Here is a 15,126-nt window from a genome sequence, read left to right as displayed (position 1 = left end):
CCCGAAGCCCCGTGCCCCTGGCACGGGGCTTCGGGCGTTCCGGGCGGGGAAGGGCGCGCAGGGGCCGGTTCCAGGGGGTGGCTGGGAGGTGCCTCATGAGGCTGTTTTCGCAGCTCAGCAGCGGTGCGGCTAATGGATTTCGCGTCACGGCGCAGGTCATGTAATGTTGTTCTCGCAACGCCGACCGGGGAGAAAAAGCCCGGAACGCCAAGCACTCGTAGCTTAACGGATAGAGCATCTGACTACGGATCAGAAGGTTGCAGGTTCGAATCCTGCCGAGTGCACAGCAGGCCAGAGGCCCCCGGAGAACATCCGGGGGCCTCTCGCGTTGAGGCGTACTGCTGCGGAATACAGCAACAGCGTCAGCGGCTACACGTGAGTCGTACGGCTGAAGCCGAGGGAGATCAGCCCCTCGGACAGGCACAGCTTGTCGGAGGGGCCGCCGACCTCGGTCTGGAGCAGTTGGTAGGCGGCACCGTGGCGTTGACCCCAGTGCATCGCGGCCCTCCACAGGAGCCTGCCCAGGCCTTGGCCGCGGGCATGGGGCAGGACGGCGAAGTACTGGGGCATGAGCTGAGGACGCCTGATCGCGTCGGGGCGGACTTCCATGGGGCCGATCACGCCCACGACGCGGTCGGCGACCGTGGCGGCGAGAACGGGACCGCAGCGGCCGGCCTGCATTCGGGAGTGGAGGAAGGCCAGGCCCTCCGCAGCCATGGCCTTGGCGAAGGGCGCGAACGTCTCCTGTACCCCGGTCGGCCAGTCGGTGACAGGGCCGACCGGACCGTCGGGAGCGGGGCAGGATCCGGCGGAGAAGTCCTTCAGCTGGATGCGGGTGCCGCGAGGCTGTGCGGTCTCGGGACCGAGAGGACGAACGACCCTGGCGTCGACCACGCCGTGCCGGGCGGCGACCTTGGCAGCCAGCTCGCCGGCCTGGTCCACGACGGTGTCGCGGAGCCCGTAGGCGAAGACCTTCACAGTGCCGCGTCCGCGCCGGGTCAGGGTGGGGATGAGGGTGTGCTCGCGCTGGTGGACGACGTCCTCGCGGAGGACTCTCTCGTCCTTCTCGCCGCCCCAGCGCCGGTCCTTGTCGTAGCGCAGGAAGTCCCCGGTTTCGGCTGCTCTCAGGATGTCCTCGAAGATGCCGACGGTCAGGGTGTCGGGATGGACGGGACCGAGGGTCGGCACGATCGGTGCGGACAGTTGGGGCCGGAGCCAGTCCCAGCGGAAGAACATGAGCGGCACCCTAGCGCTGGGACGGGCAGGGCTCAGGCCCCGCCGCGAGTACGCCGGGGCCTGAACGGAGTTGACCGGATCGTGTCGGTCAGTGGGGGTTGTCGTCCCCGGCGTCGCAGGAGCATTCCGCGCTCTCCACGATCACGTCGAGGTCCTGGACGGTGGTGATCGACGCGGTCGCGACGGGTGGCGCGGCGCGGCGGGCTGAGGCGGGCGGGCCGGGGAGGATGGTCACCGGTACGGGCGGGGTCATGAGGCGGTCTCCTTGTCTCCGTGCTGGTTGTCTCCGTGCTGGCAGTAGCTGTGCAGCGGCGCCTTGGCCTCCTGGTAGTGCTTGGCCAGGGGGCGGCAGACCCGGCAGGTGCCGGACAGGGCGCAGCCCTCGCACCCACCGGTGCGAAGCATGAGGCGGTCGGCGATGGCGCCGAGTCGGGTGAGGCCGTCGATGCCCTCGGCCATCAGGTCGATCTGGTCGTCGCGGCCGACCTTGCAGATCGACACCTTGGCGTGCGGGTCGGCGTGGAAGAAGGTGTGTCCCGCGTTGCAGCCGGCGAACGGCTTGCGCTGCCGCAGGTGAGCGGCGGACTGGGCGAGCAGCGGCTCACCACCGCCGTAGATCGTGGGCGTCATGTTCGTGTACGCGTGGTTCTCGACGTTCCACTCGTCGGCGAGGGCGGCCATCGCTTCGGCCTCGGAGGCGTTGTCCTCGGTCACCACGACGTTGATGCGCAGCGGCAGGCCAGCCTCACGTGCGGCGTCCATGCCGCGCCGGAACGCCTTCCATGCCCCACGGCGCTGGGTGAGCGTGTCGAAGGACTCCTCGCTCGCCCCGTACATGCTGACCACCAGCCGGTAGGGCGGGCAGTCACGGAAGAGCTGGAGGAGGTCCGGCCGCCAGAGCAGCGAGCCGTTGGTGGAGATGGTGAGCATCATCCCGGCCTGCCAGGCGTACCGGTAGGCGTCCTGGAAGTGGGGGTCCATGGTTGGCTCGCCGCCGGTGATCTGGAGCCAGAGGACACCGGCCTCGCGCATGATGTCCAGCAGGCGCACCTTGTTCTCCCAGCCGAGCCCGGAGAAGGGGCGCTCGCCGAGGTAGCAGTGCTTGCAGCCGAAGTTGCAGCCGAGGTTGATCTCCCAGGACGCCCGGCAGTAGCCGTACGGGGATGGCTCGCGCACGAGCACGGTGCCCTGCGCGGTCTGGCCACCCAGGTCCAGGCCCCATACGTCGGCGGCGGTCTGCACCGCCCAGGCGGGAAGCGACTCACCGTCGGTGGCGGCCAGGCGCAAGCCCTCGAAGTGGTCGGCGGAGATGCGGGCGCCGGCCCTCGCTCCCTGCTTGAGGAGAAGGTGTCCGTCGAGGAACGGGGAGGCGATCAGAGCGTGGGCCATCAGCGGCCCTCCTTCCGGATCACGGAGCGGTACAGCACACGGGACTCCTGGTGGCCGGCGCGGCAGTGGATCTCGCCCAGGCCGCTACAGGTACCGCAGGTCTTTCCGGACGGGTTGCCGCCGCTGCCGCCGCAGTCCCCGCACTGTTCGTTGCGAGGCGAGCGAGGGTGCCGGGTCTTGTGCGGGCTCGCGATCAGTTGGTGCACGAGACCGCCTCCCGGGCGTCTTCCCAGGTGTGCTGCTGGGCGTGGTCGGTGAACAGACAGCAGCCGTCCCCGTCGGGCCCCGGGGCGGCCACCGGGCAGTCCGGCAGTACGACAAGTTCCGTCTCGGTCAGCTCGTGCCAGCGAAGCCAGAGTGCGGTCCCGTACGCGCAGGCGTCGGTGAGGAGACCGAAGTGCTCACCCTCATCGTGCGCGGACAGCTGGCACTGTGCCGCCCTGTCGATGTACGTGGCGGCCGACTTCTCCCGTGCCTCCCGTGCCAGGTCGACCGGCACCCGGCACCAGTGCACGCACCGCATCACGACACCATCCGGAACGACGCGACGGCATTCCGTTCCAGCTGCGAGCACCGGGGGCAGACGCACGGCGGGTAGCGGCCCGGATTCTCCGGAACCACCCGGTCCTCTCCCACGCGTACCTCCGTGAGAGGCCCCCACGTCTGGCCGGAGTCGCGGGAGACTCGCAACGTCATCCGTACGTCATCATGTCCGTTCGTCATGGCCAGGAGCATCGCGATGCGCGGGCCCGGCCAGAAAGGCCAAGCGGATTACCCAACATGGGTAACATCACCCTCGGTTGACCAAGTGCAGCGATCCGTAGTCCTCATGCCGGAGCGTGCCCGATGCCCGAGCCATCTCGCTCGAAGGAACTCCCGGTCGGCCTGCTCACGGACCCAGTGATGATCGAGGCATGCCAGGCCAGGGACTTCGGCCGCATCTTTCGGCTGGTCAAGGCACGAGCAGGCATCTATCCGTCGATGATCGCGCGCCGCTGCGACCTGACCCCGAGCCGGGTGGGCGAGGTGATCGCCGGACGGCGGCAGTTGTTGCACATGGATGTGATCGAACGGATCTCGGACGGGCTACGCATCCCTGGTCACATGCTCGGACTTGCCCGACGTTCCTGGGAGACGCCGCCCAGCCTGACGGTGACGCCCCGCGAACCGGCCGAGGTGCCGGCCTCAACCGCCGAACCGCTGGTCGCCGGGCTGCCGGGGGCGGACGTCGACAGCATCCTCGCCATGGCGGCAGATCGGGACCTCAGCGCGTCGACGCTGGACGCTCTGCACTCGTCGATCGCGGACTACTGGCGCCGGGACGACGAGCACGGCGGCGAGACCTTACGGCCTGCGGTCGTCGGCCAGCTCCGCTACGTCGTCGACCTTCTCAAGGAGCAGCGTCCGGCTCCCCTACGGGACGGCCTGCACAGCATCGCGGCCGAGCTGGCCCGGCTCACCGGATGGACCTACTTCGACGCCCGCCAGTACAACCAGGCACGCGCCTATTTCACCGAATCCCTCGGTCTGGCCAAGGCCATCGACGACCACCAGTTCATGGCCAACGTCCTTGCCTGCATGAGCCTCCAGGCCACCTACCAGGACAAGCCTGGCGACGCCCTCGCGCTCGTCACGGCAGCTCAGGATCAGGCCCGAGAGGCTGCGGGGACGACACCGCGCGTGCTGGCCATGCTCGCGATGCGCGAAGCTTTCGCTCACGCGACCCTGGGCAACCGTGGCGCGACTCAGAACGCGATTTCGGATGCCCACGCCGAGTTCGGCCGGATCGGTACCGGTGATCCGGACCCGGCCTGGGTCGCCTACTTCGATGAGCCGAAGCTGATCGTGGATACCGGCATCGCGCACGCCCGGCTGGGCGAAGCCGCTCTTGCCGAACCTCTTATCGCGGACGCCCTCCGCCGAGAACACCAGACCAATCACCGAGGTCGCGCCTTTCACGCCTTCTGGCTCGCCCGTACCCAGCTCCAGCGTGGCAAGCTCGACGAGGCATGCCACACGGCCATGGAGGCTCTGGCCCCGGCGGCTGCAGTCAGCTCGCAACGAGTCGCCGGCCATCTACGCGAGTTTCACGAGCAGTTGGAGCCGTTCCGACGTGAACCGGCCGCGGTGGCGTTTGAGTCACGACTCCGTCAAGCGCTGCCCCGCCAGATCAGCGGATCGCCTCGTCCATGAGCACGTAGAGCAGCCCGACGAGGGAGCCGCTGCTGACGATCTCGCGCCGGTCGATCATGCCCCGCACGTCGGCAAGCGGGATCCACTCGATCCGGTCCGACTCGTTCTTCTCGGTCGGCGGACCCTCGTACGTCGCTTCGTCAGCCCGGAAGATGTGGTGCTGGGAGTCGGTGATGCCGTTGGCCGGCTCGGCGTAGATGAGCGGCTTGATCGGACCGGGCCGCCAGCCGGTCTCCTCCAACACTTCCCGTACCGCCGCTTCGGCAGGCGTCTCGCCCTCCTCGACCAACCCCATGGGCAGCTCCCACGCCCATGCGTTCGTGATGAAGCGGTGCCGCCACATCATCAACACCTCGCGCCGCTCGTTGACAACGGCGGCCACGGCCAAGTGCCGGAGCTTGACGACGTGGTGCTCCCAGCGGTGCCCGTCCGGCGTCTCGACGTCGGTGAGCCACAGGTTCACCCAGCTGTTCTCGTAGATCGGACGTTCCCCGTGGATCTTCCACTGCATCGCTGCGGCCCCTCTCGATCGGACTTCAGCATCGCAGAGATGGGGGCGGGGGACCGTGAATCAGGCGAGTTCGCGTCACATTGACGCATACGGGAGATGTACGCGGTGCGGAAAGGGCAGGAGGTGTACGTCTGGGGAGTGCAGTCCCCACCTCTGGCCGATCTTTAGCGCACCGGCTGGTGTTGGCAGAGGCGGCACGCACCATTGAGCGGGGCGCTCAAAGAGCTCACCGGGCGAAACCTCATCAAGGCACCCGGCTGCGCTCCGCTCCGCCGGGCGCGCTTCCCGGCTCTGGCTGCGCCCGCGCTCCTGCCTTCGGCCCGCTCGGCGCTGCCGCCGCCGACGCGCGCCCACAACTGGATAGGCCCGGGGGCATGAGTCGAGACCAGAGCCCGCGGCTTCAAGAGGATGCCTCCGGCGGGGGCGCTCAGACTCCGGGATGGACGGGGCGCCGTTCGCGAGTGCCGGCCGGAGCGTGGCGAGCGTCGTGGGGCTCCCATCCCGACCACCTTCGACCCAGGCAGAGCCGAGCAGTCGCGGCCCAGGGCGTCAAGGTCGTTCGTACAGTGGCGCGCTCCACCTTGACGCCCTGAACCACGACCGCTCCACGGTGTGTGGGTCGAAGGGGGACGGGATGGGAGCTGGGGTGAGTAGTGGTGGGTGGATGTGGGATGACGTCCAGCTACCTTGCCCTCTTGAGCTGTTCAGTCAGGCTTTTTAGCTCTTCCTCCGTGAGCTGGAACTGGTCAGGATTCCAAGCCACCTTGTAGTGAGGCTCAAGCTCGGCGATCGCCTGGCGCATCCCGTAAGTTGCCTCGAAGAATCGTTCCATGCGTCGCGTCAGGAGCTGATCAGCGAACTCCTGCGCATAGGTGCTGTCACCGATCTGGCTGCGATCAACGTGCGTGGGGGCCGCGTATGCGTACAAGACAGCTTTGACCGCAGCGATGGCCCGATCGAACGCCTGGTGCCGCTCGTGGCGCCGATCAAACCGGGCCTTAGCCCAAGGCGCCAGGAAGCCGCCGCTCATGCCACCGATAAGAGCCGCTACCAACGTTGCCAACCAGCTCGCCATCTCAACTCCCCCGTTCGAAGGGTCTCGGTGAGCGTATCGAGGACCACCGATACCATCTGCTGAGGCTGTGCCCCAGCCGTGCCCGATCGAGCGGGAAACCATGAGGAACACCGGGAAGCCAAGGGGGCCGGGCAAGCGAGCGGCCCCCGACCGATTCACCTGGTCAGGGGCCGTTCACCTGGCGGTGGGTGTGGGATTTGAACCCACGGTCACATCGCTGCGACGACGGTTTTCGAGACCGTGCCACCTGCCTAACGAAACCACACTGAATTGCGCCTATGGCCTGCGCAAGCCCTCATACACCTCGCCCGACCCGTGTATGGCCATGGCGACCTCTTCGCCCCAAAGCAACTCGACAAGCGCGCTGTCCCTGGGCTGCTGCGCCCGCGCTTATGGTCCGCTGGCGTCCACGGTTGGTCGTGGTCGTGCATCGCGATACTGCCCGTATCGCGCAGAGCATCAGACCCCGGCACTCGACTCCTTGGCCTTTTGCAGCAGAGCCTCCTGGTTGCGACGGTTGCGCACATCATCCTTGCGCAAACTCCTGCCCTCGTCCAAGACAAACTGAAACTCGTCGGCGGCAAGCTCGAATGCGGCAGTGATCGCTACTTCAATCTTCTCCGAGTCCGAAATCTTAAACTTCAGCCTCTTAGCACCCCTCAGCAGCCGTCTTGCTGTGTCTGTCTCAGGAGTTTCGAAGATAGGAACAAGTTCCGGCGTGATCAGAGCGGACACCATCATTGCAATATGATACTTCGCGGCTTTGAGAGTGGTCGAGTCGGGTGTTCGGGCGAAGAATCTGTCTACCCGATACAAGATCCAGGCCGCGTAGTAGTAAGCCTCAACAGAGTATTCACCCCAAACGAACGAGCCCTCAGCCTCTAGCTCCTTCGGAGCGCCGATCGCTCGGAAAGAATCGCCGAAAAGTGTAGCAGCGACCGCTCGGTTGAGTTCGGGAGTCGTGACAACGCGAGTCCGAGGGAAATCAAGGGACGCATGCTGGTTTTGCCGCAGATAACGCAGGCCGTTTACGCCCGACTGGTCGAAATACTCTTCCACATCTTTCGCCATCTGGGAACTCGCCTGAATGTCAGTTGAGCCGATGGGAGTTTGCAGGTTAGTAGCGATCGCCACGCTCGTTCGCACCCCAACGTCGTCTGAACTGACGATCTTCACTGGGATCCAAAGGTCAGAGAGTAGGGTCGGCGTGGTCTTAACCGCTTCACTTGCCGCCCACCTAACGAGCTGGTGACTCGTCTGGCCGCCATTTACGATCTGATACCCAGAGATGAAGAACCTGTCACCCGACCCTCGGAGAGATGTCGCAATAATCGTGAGTCCGTTGTTGAGGAAGGGAAAATGCTCGCGGTCGTCGCTCCGAAGGGTTCTCGTGATCCGGGTATTAACTGGGTTGTGGCTACCGAGATCGAGACGTACGTTGTCGTCGAAGATCCCTGGTCGTACGGAACCAGTTTCATCCGTGAGCAGCTTCATCAGCTCCGTGCCGGACATGAGCCCGATGTAAGCCTCACTTACACGCTCAGTTGCAGGAATGGTCTGCCGCTTCTCAAAGTTGAACCGAATGTTCTGTGGCCCGTGACGCTCTTTCAGCTTTGCGGCTAGTGCATCGTGACCATGAGTGTTGAGGTGCAAAGATTCTGAATAAATGCCGAGAGATTGAATACGTTCGATCGCTTCTGTGACCTGAAGCTCCTGCTGTGCGCTCTTCCCGTCATTTCCGCTGGTGGTGACGTAGAAGAGTTCGCATGGGATTCGCGTGTCTTGAAACTTGTCGCCGCTCTCTGCGATCCGATCGATCAAAGAAGCCAGGTCGACCAAGGCCGGAGGAAGCTTGACGCTCTTCGCCTTAATCGCGTACTTCGTCACGGCTTCGACGCCGTGGAGGAACTTTGCGATGAGCTTAGAGTCGTAGGACTCGCTTGTCTTAGCCTGGATGAAGAGTACCCTCGCTGAATTAGACGTCTGGTCTGATATAAGATCGTCAATTTCTGAGGGTTCGAAGACGATCTGCCCGTTGACTACGACGACAGCGATGTCGATGCCCTCGTCAGTCCCACCGCCGAGAACGGTGCGCTCAATCTGCTCGACATCGTCCCGCACGTAGGGGAAGAGATAGTTGGCTGCGACGTACAGCTCGAATTGCTTCGCCTCGCCGCCCTCGAAGCCAAAGTCCCGCGCAAACTTGGTCACTCGCTTTCCCGTGAGCGTGTGCACGTCATCCCCCTAGCCAGCGCGAGCGCTGATCATCATTGCGGTGTTTGCCAGTGAGCGTAGCGTCTGATTTGCCGTCGACGTGAGCGAATAGTCAGGAAACATGACTTGCCTTCCGGTAGCCCTCGGTCGAGCTTCCTCCACCACGACCTCGGTGTGCTCAGTACACGACGGATTCGCCTCTTCCCGTTCGTGGACGCGCGTCGGCGCAGTGCAGGGGAAGCGGGCTGAAGGCAGGAGCGGCGCCCGCAGCGGAGCCGGGAGCGCGCCCGACGGAGCCGCGCGCAGCCGGGGCTTGACGGGGGAGGCCGAGCGCTGACGATGGTGACGTGATCCGAAGGGTCCTTCTTAGGCTGGAGCTGATGTACAGCAGAGGCGTACCGCAACCACGGCAACCGCCCCCGTCCGCCACCACTTCCCCACGGCCTCGTAGCGGCTGGTATGACCACCGCTGACCGATCCGGCTAGAGCTACGGATCAGAAGGTTGCAGGTTCGAATCCTGCCGAGTGCACAGCAGGCCAGAGGCCCCCAGGAGAAATCCTGGGGGCCTCTGTCGTGTGTCGTGACGGCAGGGGAGTGACTGCGGCAGCCTCTTGAGGTGGTCGCCGTAGTCTCCGCCCGTGCTCTTCGCCGGATCTAGTCGCCGGTCGTGCCGTCGAGCATTTCGCGCAGGAGGTCCAGGTGGCCGTTGTGGCGGGCCGTCTCCTCGGTGAGGTGGAGCAGGATCCAGCGCAGGTCGACGTGGAGGCCGCTGCGGATGGCTCGCTGGGCCTGTTGGTCCAGGCTGGTCCCGGCGACCAGTTCGCGGTAGCGGGCGCTCTGTTCGGCGTATTCGTCGAGCAACTGCGGGAGCGGGAAGTCGACGGCGATGCGCATCTCGCGGTCGGGGTCCTCGTCGGTCCAGGGGCCCTGGTCCTCCTCGCCGAGGAAGACCACCTGGAACCAGTAGTACTCGACCCAGCGGAGGTGGTTGAGCACTCCGCTCATCGTCATCAGGGGTGAGCCCGGCAGGAGCGCCTTGCCGGCGTTCTCCGCGGAGACGCCGTCGCACTTGGCGCGGGCGGTGGCGCGTGTGTAGTCGAGAAACGTGGTGAGCTGGGTGCGCTCGTCCCACGCAGGCGGTGTGTCGTCGATTTTGCTCATCGCGCGAAGCGTCCCCGATCACCGCGACCGATGTCGAGGTATTTGTCGACGGGAGGGCCGGGATGTCATGAGGGTTTCGCGACGTGTCCCAGAGCGACCAGCCCCACGCCGATCGCGAGAAGCGACGGGGAGTCCAGATTCCAGCTCACCAGCATGAGCAGGGCCCCTGCTCCCCACAGGCGTGGTTGCCGCACCAGACGGTCTAGCCACTGGCCGGGCATGCGGCCGAGGAGCAGCGCGTGCACCCCCAGGACAGCCCAGCCGATCGCCGCGGCGATCAGCGCCACGAAAAGCACTCCGATGATCAACATCGCCACCCCCGGCGCTATGACGTCGTCGGCAGTTTCTCATCCGCCGGGTGCACAGCCGCCAGAGGCCACCAGGAGGAATCCCGGGGGCCTCTCGCGTTGGGGTCGGGTTCGGGGTCGGAGACTCAGGCCGCTTCGGTGGCGGTGGCGGCGGCGGTGGTTTCCGTTCGCGTCGGCTCCGTCGCGATCCGGCGGCGGCGGGTCGGCAGGCCCATCGTCGGGTTCGCGACGCCCCAGGCCGCGCCCTTGCAGACGACTTCCTTGTAGAAGGCGGCCAGGCGGCCGGTCAGGGCTGCGCTGACGGCCCGGTCGTCGGCGGTGACGTACTGGATCAGGCCCTCCTTGCGGCCCAGGGAGATGCACTGGTTGAAGTAGCGCAGCGGGGTGGTCGGGAGCTTTCCGGCGGTCAGGCGGGCCGCGATGGAGTCGGCGGCCTGCCAGGCGGTGGGGATGCCCGAGGCGCAGGACATGCGCAGCGGCTTGTCGCCGGGGCCCGCGACCAGGGCCGCGTCGCCGATGGCGTACACGTCCGGGTGCGAGACCGAGCGCATCGTGGGGTCGACCACGATCTGGCCGGTGTCGGCGGTCTCCAGCGCCGTGGCGCGGGCGATGGGGTGGACCGCGAAGCCGGTCGTCCACACGGTGACCGCGGCCGGGATGTCGCCCTCGGCGGTGGTGACGCGGTCGGCCGCCACCGCGGTGACGGCGGTGTGTTCGTGTGCGGTGATCCCGAGGCCGGTGAAGACCTTCCGCAGGTGGCGGGCGCCCTTGGGGGAGAGCCAGTCGCCCAGTGCGCCCCGGGCGACCAGGGCCACGTCGAGGTCCGGGCGGACCTCGGCGATCTCCGTCGCGGCCTCCACGCCGGTGAGGCCGCCGCCGACGACGACCACGGGCCCGCCGGGGGCGAGCGCGGCCAGGCGGTCGCGCAGACGTCGGGCCCCGGGGCGGCCGGCGATCTCGTGGGCGTGTTCGGCGGTGCCGGGGACGCCCTGGGTGTTCCAGGCGCTGCCGAGGGCGTACACGAGGGTGTCGTACTCCAGGTCCTCCGGCTCCCCGGCGCTGTCCGGGCCGGTGACGGACACCGTCCGGCGGTCGACGTCGACCCCGGTGACCTTCGCGAGCCTCAGCCGGACGCCCGTGCCGGCGAACATCTTCTTGAAGGGCCGGGCGCGCAGGTCCTGGCCCACCGCCAGCTGGTGCAGCCGGACGCGCTCGACGAAGTCCGGTTCGGCGTTGACGAGGGTGATGGAGACGTCCTCGCTGCGCAGCCGCCTGGCGAGGCGTCCGGCGGCACTCGCTCCGGTGTATCCGGCTCCGATGACGATGATGCGGTGCTGCTGCATGTCCTGGCTCCTGTCTCGCGCGGTTTCGCCCCTTGAACCGGGCAGCCCGCCGATTCCTGACAGGTGGGGGATGTGACGCGCGCCACAGGGGGGTCAGAAGGCGTGGAACAGGGGTTCTCCGTGGTCCGTGGCGGCCCAGTGCCGGTTCACGCGTTCGAGCTTGTCGGGGTTGACCTGGTTGCGGAACGCCGCGATGCCGTCGGCGGTGATCTCCATGCACATGACGCCGATGACCCGGCCGTCGACGACCGCGACGACGGCCGGGCCGCCGTTGGCCGACGTGATGTGGACCCCGGCGGAGCCGCCGACGAGGGCCCGCTTGGCCTTGCCGGGGGTGAACAGGCCCCGCATGAACTTCGCGACGGCGAGGGCCCCCTCGAACGCCCTGGCGCGGGCCGGTACCTTCCCGCCGCCGTCGCCGATCGCCACGGCGTCCGCGGTGAGCAGCCGGACGAGCGGTTCGGTCCGGCCGCTGGTGGCGGCCGTGAGGAACTCCTCGACGATGCGCCGGGCGGCGGCCTCGTCGATCTCGGTACGGGTCCTGCCCTCCGCGATGTGCTTCTTGGCGCGGTGGAAGATCTGCTGGCCGGAGGCCTCGGTGATGTCGAGGATCTCCGCGATCCTGCGGTGCGGGTAGCCGAAGGCCTCGCGCAGCACGTACACCACCCGCTCGTTGGGTGACAGGCGCTCCATCAGGGCGAGGACCGCGTACGAGACCGATTCGCGCTGCTCGACGGTGTCGGCGGGGCCGAGCATCGGGTCTCCGGCCAGCAGCGGCTCGGGCAGCCACTGGCCCACATAGGTCTCGCGCCGGGCGCGCGCCGAGGTGAGCTGGTTGAGGCAGAGGTTGGTGAGGACCTTCGTCAGCCAGGCCTCGGGGACCTCGATGCGGTCGATGTCGGCGGCCTGCCAGCGCAGGAACGTGTCCTGCACGGCGTCCTCGGCATCGCTCGAGGAGCCGAGGAGGCGGTAGGCGATGGCTTTCAGCCGGGGCATGGAAGCCTCGAACAGGTCCGTCTGGTTCCCGGTCAGCGCCATGTCCGGATCCTAACGGGAACGGTTGCGCACCCCGGGACCGGCGGCGCGGGACGATGCGCCCCGCCGCGTCCCGCCCCGCCGCGCCCCGCCGCGCCCCGCCGTCTCCTCGGTGTGGGGAGAGGCGGGGCGGGACGGGGTGGCGCGCGGTGGGGCGGTGCGGCCGCGTGGGTCCCTTCGCAGTGGCGGGCCGTTCCGGTTGCGCGGTCCCGTCCGGAGTGGTGGGCCGGTGCGGCCGCGTGGTCCCGTCCGCAGTGGTGGGCCGGTCCGGCTACGTGGTCCCGTCCGCAGTGGCGAACGCGGTCTCCAGCCGCGGGATGTAGTCGGCCAGTGCCGGGGCCCAGCAGCCGTAGTTGTGGCCGCCGTCGCAGGTGGACGCCAGCGAGGAGCCGTCGCCGTAGTCGACGTGACGGGCCAGCAGGCCGAGCTGGTCCAGGCGCGCCTTGACCGTCCTGGCGGCGATCGCGGTGAACGAGTCGATCAGCCCCTGGTCACCGGTGTAGAGGGCGACCTCCGCGCCGCCCAGCCGGGCGAGGTTGGCCGAGGCGGCCGGGTTGACCGCGTTCCAGACGCGGTCCGCGTCGAGGACCGGGTAGGGGGAGCCGAAGACGGCGTCGCTGTCGACGTAGGGCCCGTAGCCGGTGCAGGTGCCGGTGCCCGACGGTGTGGAGGTGCTCACCGCGCACCACGCGCCGGTGAGGTTCAGCTCCGTGGCGACGACGGCGGCGCGGATCGCCGGCATGCCGAAGTCGATGCCGCCGGACAGCGAGGCGACATGGCCGAACAGGTCGGGGCGGGCCTCGGCGTAGCGGAGCGCTCCGTAACCGCCCATCGAGAGGCCGACGACGGCCCGGTGGTCCTTGTCGGGCAGGGTGCGGAGGTTGGCGTCGATGAACGGGACGACCTGTTCGAGGTGGAACGTCTCCCAGTTGGCCGCGCCCTCCGCGGTGTTCTGCATGACCCAGTCCGCGTACCAGCCCTTCAGACCGCCGTCCGGTACGACGGTGATCATCGCGTTCGAGCGCAGCGCGGGGGCCGCGGCGGCGTCGTCCACGGTGCCGCCACCGCCGTGCAGGAAGTACGTCACCGGCCAGCGTCTGCCGGGGTCGGCCGCGTAGCCCTCGGGGAGGAAGACGCGGATCTTGTGCGGGCCGGACACCTGCGCGGTCGTCACGGTGAGCGTGAAGTCGGTTCCCGAGCGCACTTCCGTGGCGTCGGCGACCCGGGTCAGGCCGTGGCTGTCGGTGAAGTCCGGGATCCCGGCGGCGTCGGCCTGTGCCACCGGTGCGGCGAACGCGGTCAGCATCGTCATCGCCGCGGTCGCGGCGGCCGCGGCCGCCGCCCTGGCGCGTAACCCGGCGAGGGCCCGAGCGCCGGACAGCAAGAGGTTCATGGGGTGGTTCTCCTTCGGGGCGGAGCGACGGGGCGGTCGGAGCGGTCGCGACGGTCGGCCTCGGTGGGCGGTCACGGGTTGTCGGTGACCTGGAATCCCGCGCCGTGGACCCCGGGCTGTGCGATGTCCCGGGCGCGCAGGTCGGCGAGGATGTTCGCGGAGCTCGTGTAGATGTACGGGGGCACTCCCAGCGCGATGGCCTTGGTGATGCCAGCCCAGGGACCGGACGCCTGGAAGCCGTTCTCCTCGGAGGGGTAGGCGCTGCCGGGCACGTGCCAGATGGCCGGGCCTCCCGAATCGCCTGCCTTGTGCGGTGCCCACGACTGGTAGATGCCCTGGGCGGCGTTGGTGACGCGGCCGTAGTAGACGCCGAGCTGGCCGGAGACCACCAGCTCGTTGTTGTTGTTCAGGGCAGCGCCGAGGAGGCGTTCCTCGGGCGGTGCCGGGCTGACGGCGTTGGGGCTGGGCTGCCCGTCGGGGACCTCCAGCGAGCCCGTCTGCTTCAGGTACGGGCCCTGCGAGGAGAGGGCCACGGTCGGCTCCAACTCGATGATCATGTAGTCCTTGGTGGCGTGCCCCACCGACGAGCCCTCGGGGTCCTTGAAGTACCGCAGGTGTCCGATCGGACCGAAGTCGCTGTCGTTCCGGTCGTAGACGGGCTGGATGTTCTCCGGGATCTCGCGGTCGGCGTACTTCTTGTCGTTCAGGCAGTGTCCTGCCGAAATGGCGATGCTGCGCTCGTACTTGTCCGTGCCGACCGCTCCGATGGTGCAGAAGGCGTTCGGCGTGTCCGGCCGGAAGATGATCTGCATGCCGTTGAAGACGCGCTTCGCGGCTTCCGCGTCGGAGGCGGTGGTCGCCGTGGACGTGGTGGCGGCAGCGGCGGTGGAGGCCGTGACGCCGGTCAGGGACAGGGCGAATCCCAGGGCTCCGGCGAGTAATCCGAGTGTCCGTTGCTTGCGCATGTGTATTCCCTTTCGGTCGGTGCGGTTGGTGGTCGTGTGGTGGCGGGTTCAGCTCTCAGCGGCGGCACCAGGCCGCGAGGATCAGCAGCACGATCGTGATCCCCAGGAATGGCAGACAGCCCAGGCCCCCCTGCGGATTGCCGCGGTGGAATTCCACATGGCCGCCGGGCGGAATTCCGGGATGCTTGCGGGTGTAGTGATCGATCTGATGCTGCTCGGCCAGGGGCTTGCCGAGCCATGGCGTCTTTGAGGTGCATTCACCGCACCAGTACCGATAGGCCATGCCGAATCCTCACCCGTCG

General features: G+C 67.7%; 15 protein-coding genes and 1 tRNA gene. 2 read left to right on the top strand and 14 right to left on the bottom strand.

What is annotated here, in order from left to right; genetic code table 11:
* Positions 1-211: 211 nt before the first annotated feature.
* Positions 212-284, top strand: a tRNA-Arg gene (locus tag ACH4UK_RS17670).
* A gap of 85 nt (positions 285-369) precedes the next feature.
* Here the strand turns inward: ACH4UK_RS17670 and ACH4UK_RS17665 are convergent.
* The 4 genes from ACH4UK_RS17665 to ACH4UK_RS17650 form a co-directional block, all read right to left on the bottom strand.
* Positions 370-1,236: a GNAT family N-acetyltransferase gene (locus ACH4UK_RS17665; protein WP_398357254.1), complete on the bottom strand. Its 867-nt coding sequence runs from the start codon at positions 1,234-1,236 to the stop codon at positions 370-372.
* Between the two features lie 88 nt (positions 1,237-1,324).
* Complete coding sequence (locus ACH4UK_RS17660) at positions 1,325-1,489, bottom strand: hypothetical protein (RefSeq protein WP_381738995.1); 165 nt, start codon at positions 1,487-1,489, stop codon at positions 1,325-1,327.
* A complete protein-coding gene (locus tag ACH4UK_RS17655; RefSeq protein WP_398357253.1) occupies positions 1,486-2,625 on the bottom strand; it encodes a radical SAM protein in 1,140 nt (379 codons plus the stop codon). Before ACH4UK_RS17655 ends, ACH4UK_RS17660 begins: the two co-directional genes overlap by 4 nt.
* Before the next feature lie 193 nt (positions 2,626-2,818).
* A complete protein-coding gene (locus tag ACH4UK_RS17650; RefSeq protein WP_398357251.1) occupies positions 2,819-3,148 on the bottom strand; it encodes a hypothetical protein in 330 nt (109 codons plus the stop codon).
* A 323-nt stretch (positions 3,149-3,471) separates the two neighbouring features.
* On the opposite strand from ACH4UK_RS17650, the gene ACH4UK_RS17645 reads away from it, so the two are divergent.
* Positions 3,472-4,818 (top strand): hypothetical protein, encoded by a 1,347-nt coding sequence (locus ACH4UK_RS17645; protein WP_398357250.1) that lies wholly within the window; start codon positions 3,472-3,474, stop codon positions 4,816-4,818.
* Here ACH4UK_RS17645 and ACH4UK_RS17640 read toward each other — a convergent pair.
* The 10 genes from ACH4UK_RS17640 to ACH4UK_RS17595 all read right to left on the bottom strand — a co-directional run bounded on the left by ACH4UK_RS17640 (position 4,796) and on the right by ACH4UK_RS17595 (position 15,107).
* Entirely contained in the window at positions 4,796-5,329 is a 534-nt protein-coding gene (locus ACH4UK_RS17640) for an NUDIX hydrolase (RefSeq protein ID WP_398357248.1), read from the bottom strand. The two genes, ACH4UK_RS17645 and ACH4UK_RS17640, sit on opposite strands and share 23 nt — an antisense overlap.
* 682 nt (positions 5,330-6,011) lie before the next feature.
* Positions 6,012-6,404 (bottom strand): hypothetical protein, encoded by a 393-nt coding sequence (locus tag ACH4UK_RS17635; protein ID WP_398357246.1) that lies wholly within the window; start codon positions 6,402-6,404, stop codon positions 6,012-6,014.
* 459 nt (positions 6,405-6,863) lie between these two features.
* Entirely contained in the window at positions 6,864-8,639 is a 1,776-nt protein-coding gene (locus tag ACH4UK_RS17630) for an AIPR family protein (protein WP_398357245.1), read from the bottom strand.
* A gap of 634 nt (positions 8,640-9,273) precedes the next feature.
* Entirely contained in the window at positions 9,274-9,780 is a 507-nt protein-coding gene (locus ACH4UK_RS17625) for a DinB family protein (RefSeq protein WP_398357243.1), read from the bottom strand.
* A 65-nt stretch (positions 9,781-9,845) separates the two neighbouring features.
* Complete coding sequence (locus ACH4UK_RS17620; protein ID WP_398357242.1) at positions 9,846-10,091, bottom strand: hypothetical protein; 246 nt, start codon at positions 10,089-10,091, stop codon at positions 9,846-9,848.
* 122 nt (positions 10,092-10,213) lie between these two features.
* The gene (locus ACH4UK_RS17615) at positions 10,214-11,431 is read right to left on the bottom strand and encodes an NAD(P)/FAD-dependent oxidoreductase (RefSeq protein WP_398357240.1); all 1,218 of its coding nucleotides are present in this window, start codon (positions 11,429-11,431) and stop codon (positions 10,214-10,216) included.
* 93 nt (positions 11,432-11,524) lie between these two features.
* Positions 11,525-12,469, bottom strand: a complete 945-nt coding sequence (gene sigJ, locus ACH4UK_RS17610) for an RNA polymerase sigma factor SigJ (protein ID WP_398357238.1) — start codon at positions 12,467-12,469, stop codon at positions 11,525-11,527.
* A gap of 268 nt (positions 12,470-12,737) precedes the next feature.
* A complete protein-coding gene (locus tag ACH4UK_RS17605) occupies positions 12,738-13,859 on the bottom strand; it encodes an alpha/beta hydrolase (protein ID WP_398357236.1) in 1,122 nt (373 codons plus the stop codon).
* A 71-nt stretch (positions 13,860-13,930) separates the two neighbouring features.
* Positions 13,931-14,824, bottom strand: a complete 894-nt coding sequence (locus ACH4UK_RS17600) for a hypothetical protein (protein WP_398357234.1) — start codon at positions 14,822-14,824, stop codon at positions 13,931-13,933.
* Between the two features lie 55 nt (positions 14,825-14,879).
* Entirely contained in the window at positions 14,880-15,107 is a 228-nt protein-coding gene (locus tag ACH4UK_RS17595) for a hypothetical protein (protein WP_398357232.1), read from the bottom strand.
* Positions 15,108-15,126 lie beyond the last annotated feature (19 nt).

It is taken from the genome of Streptomyces sp. NPDC020884, from assembly GCF_044333935.1.
In the GTDB taxonomy this organism is placed as follows: Bacteria; Actinomycetota; Actinomycetes; order Streptomycetales; family Streptomycetaceae; genus Streptomyces.
This window is presented reverse-complemented; position numbering and strand designations above follow the sequence as displayed.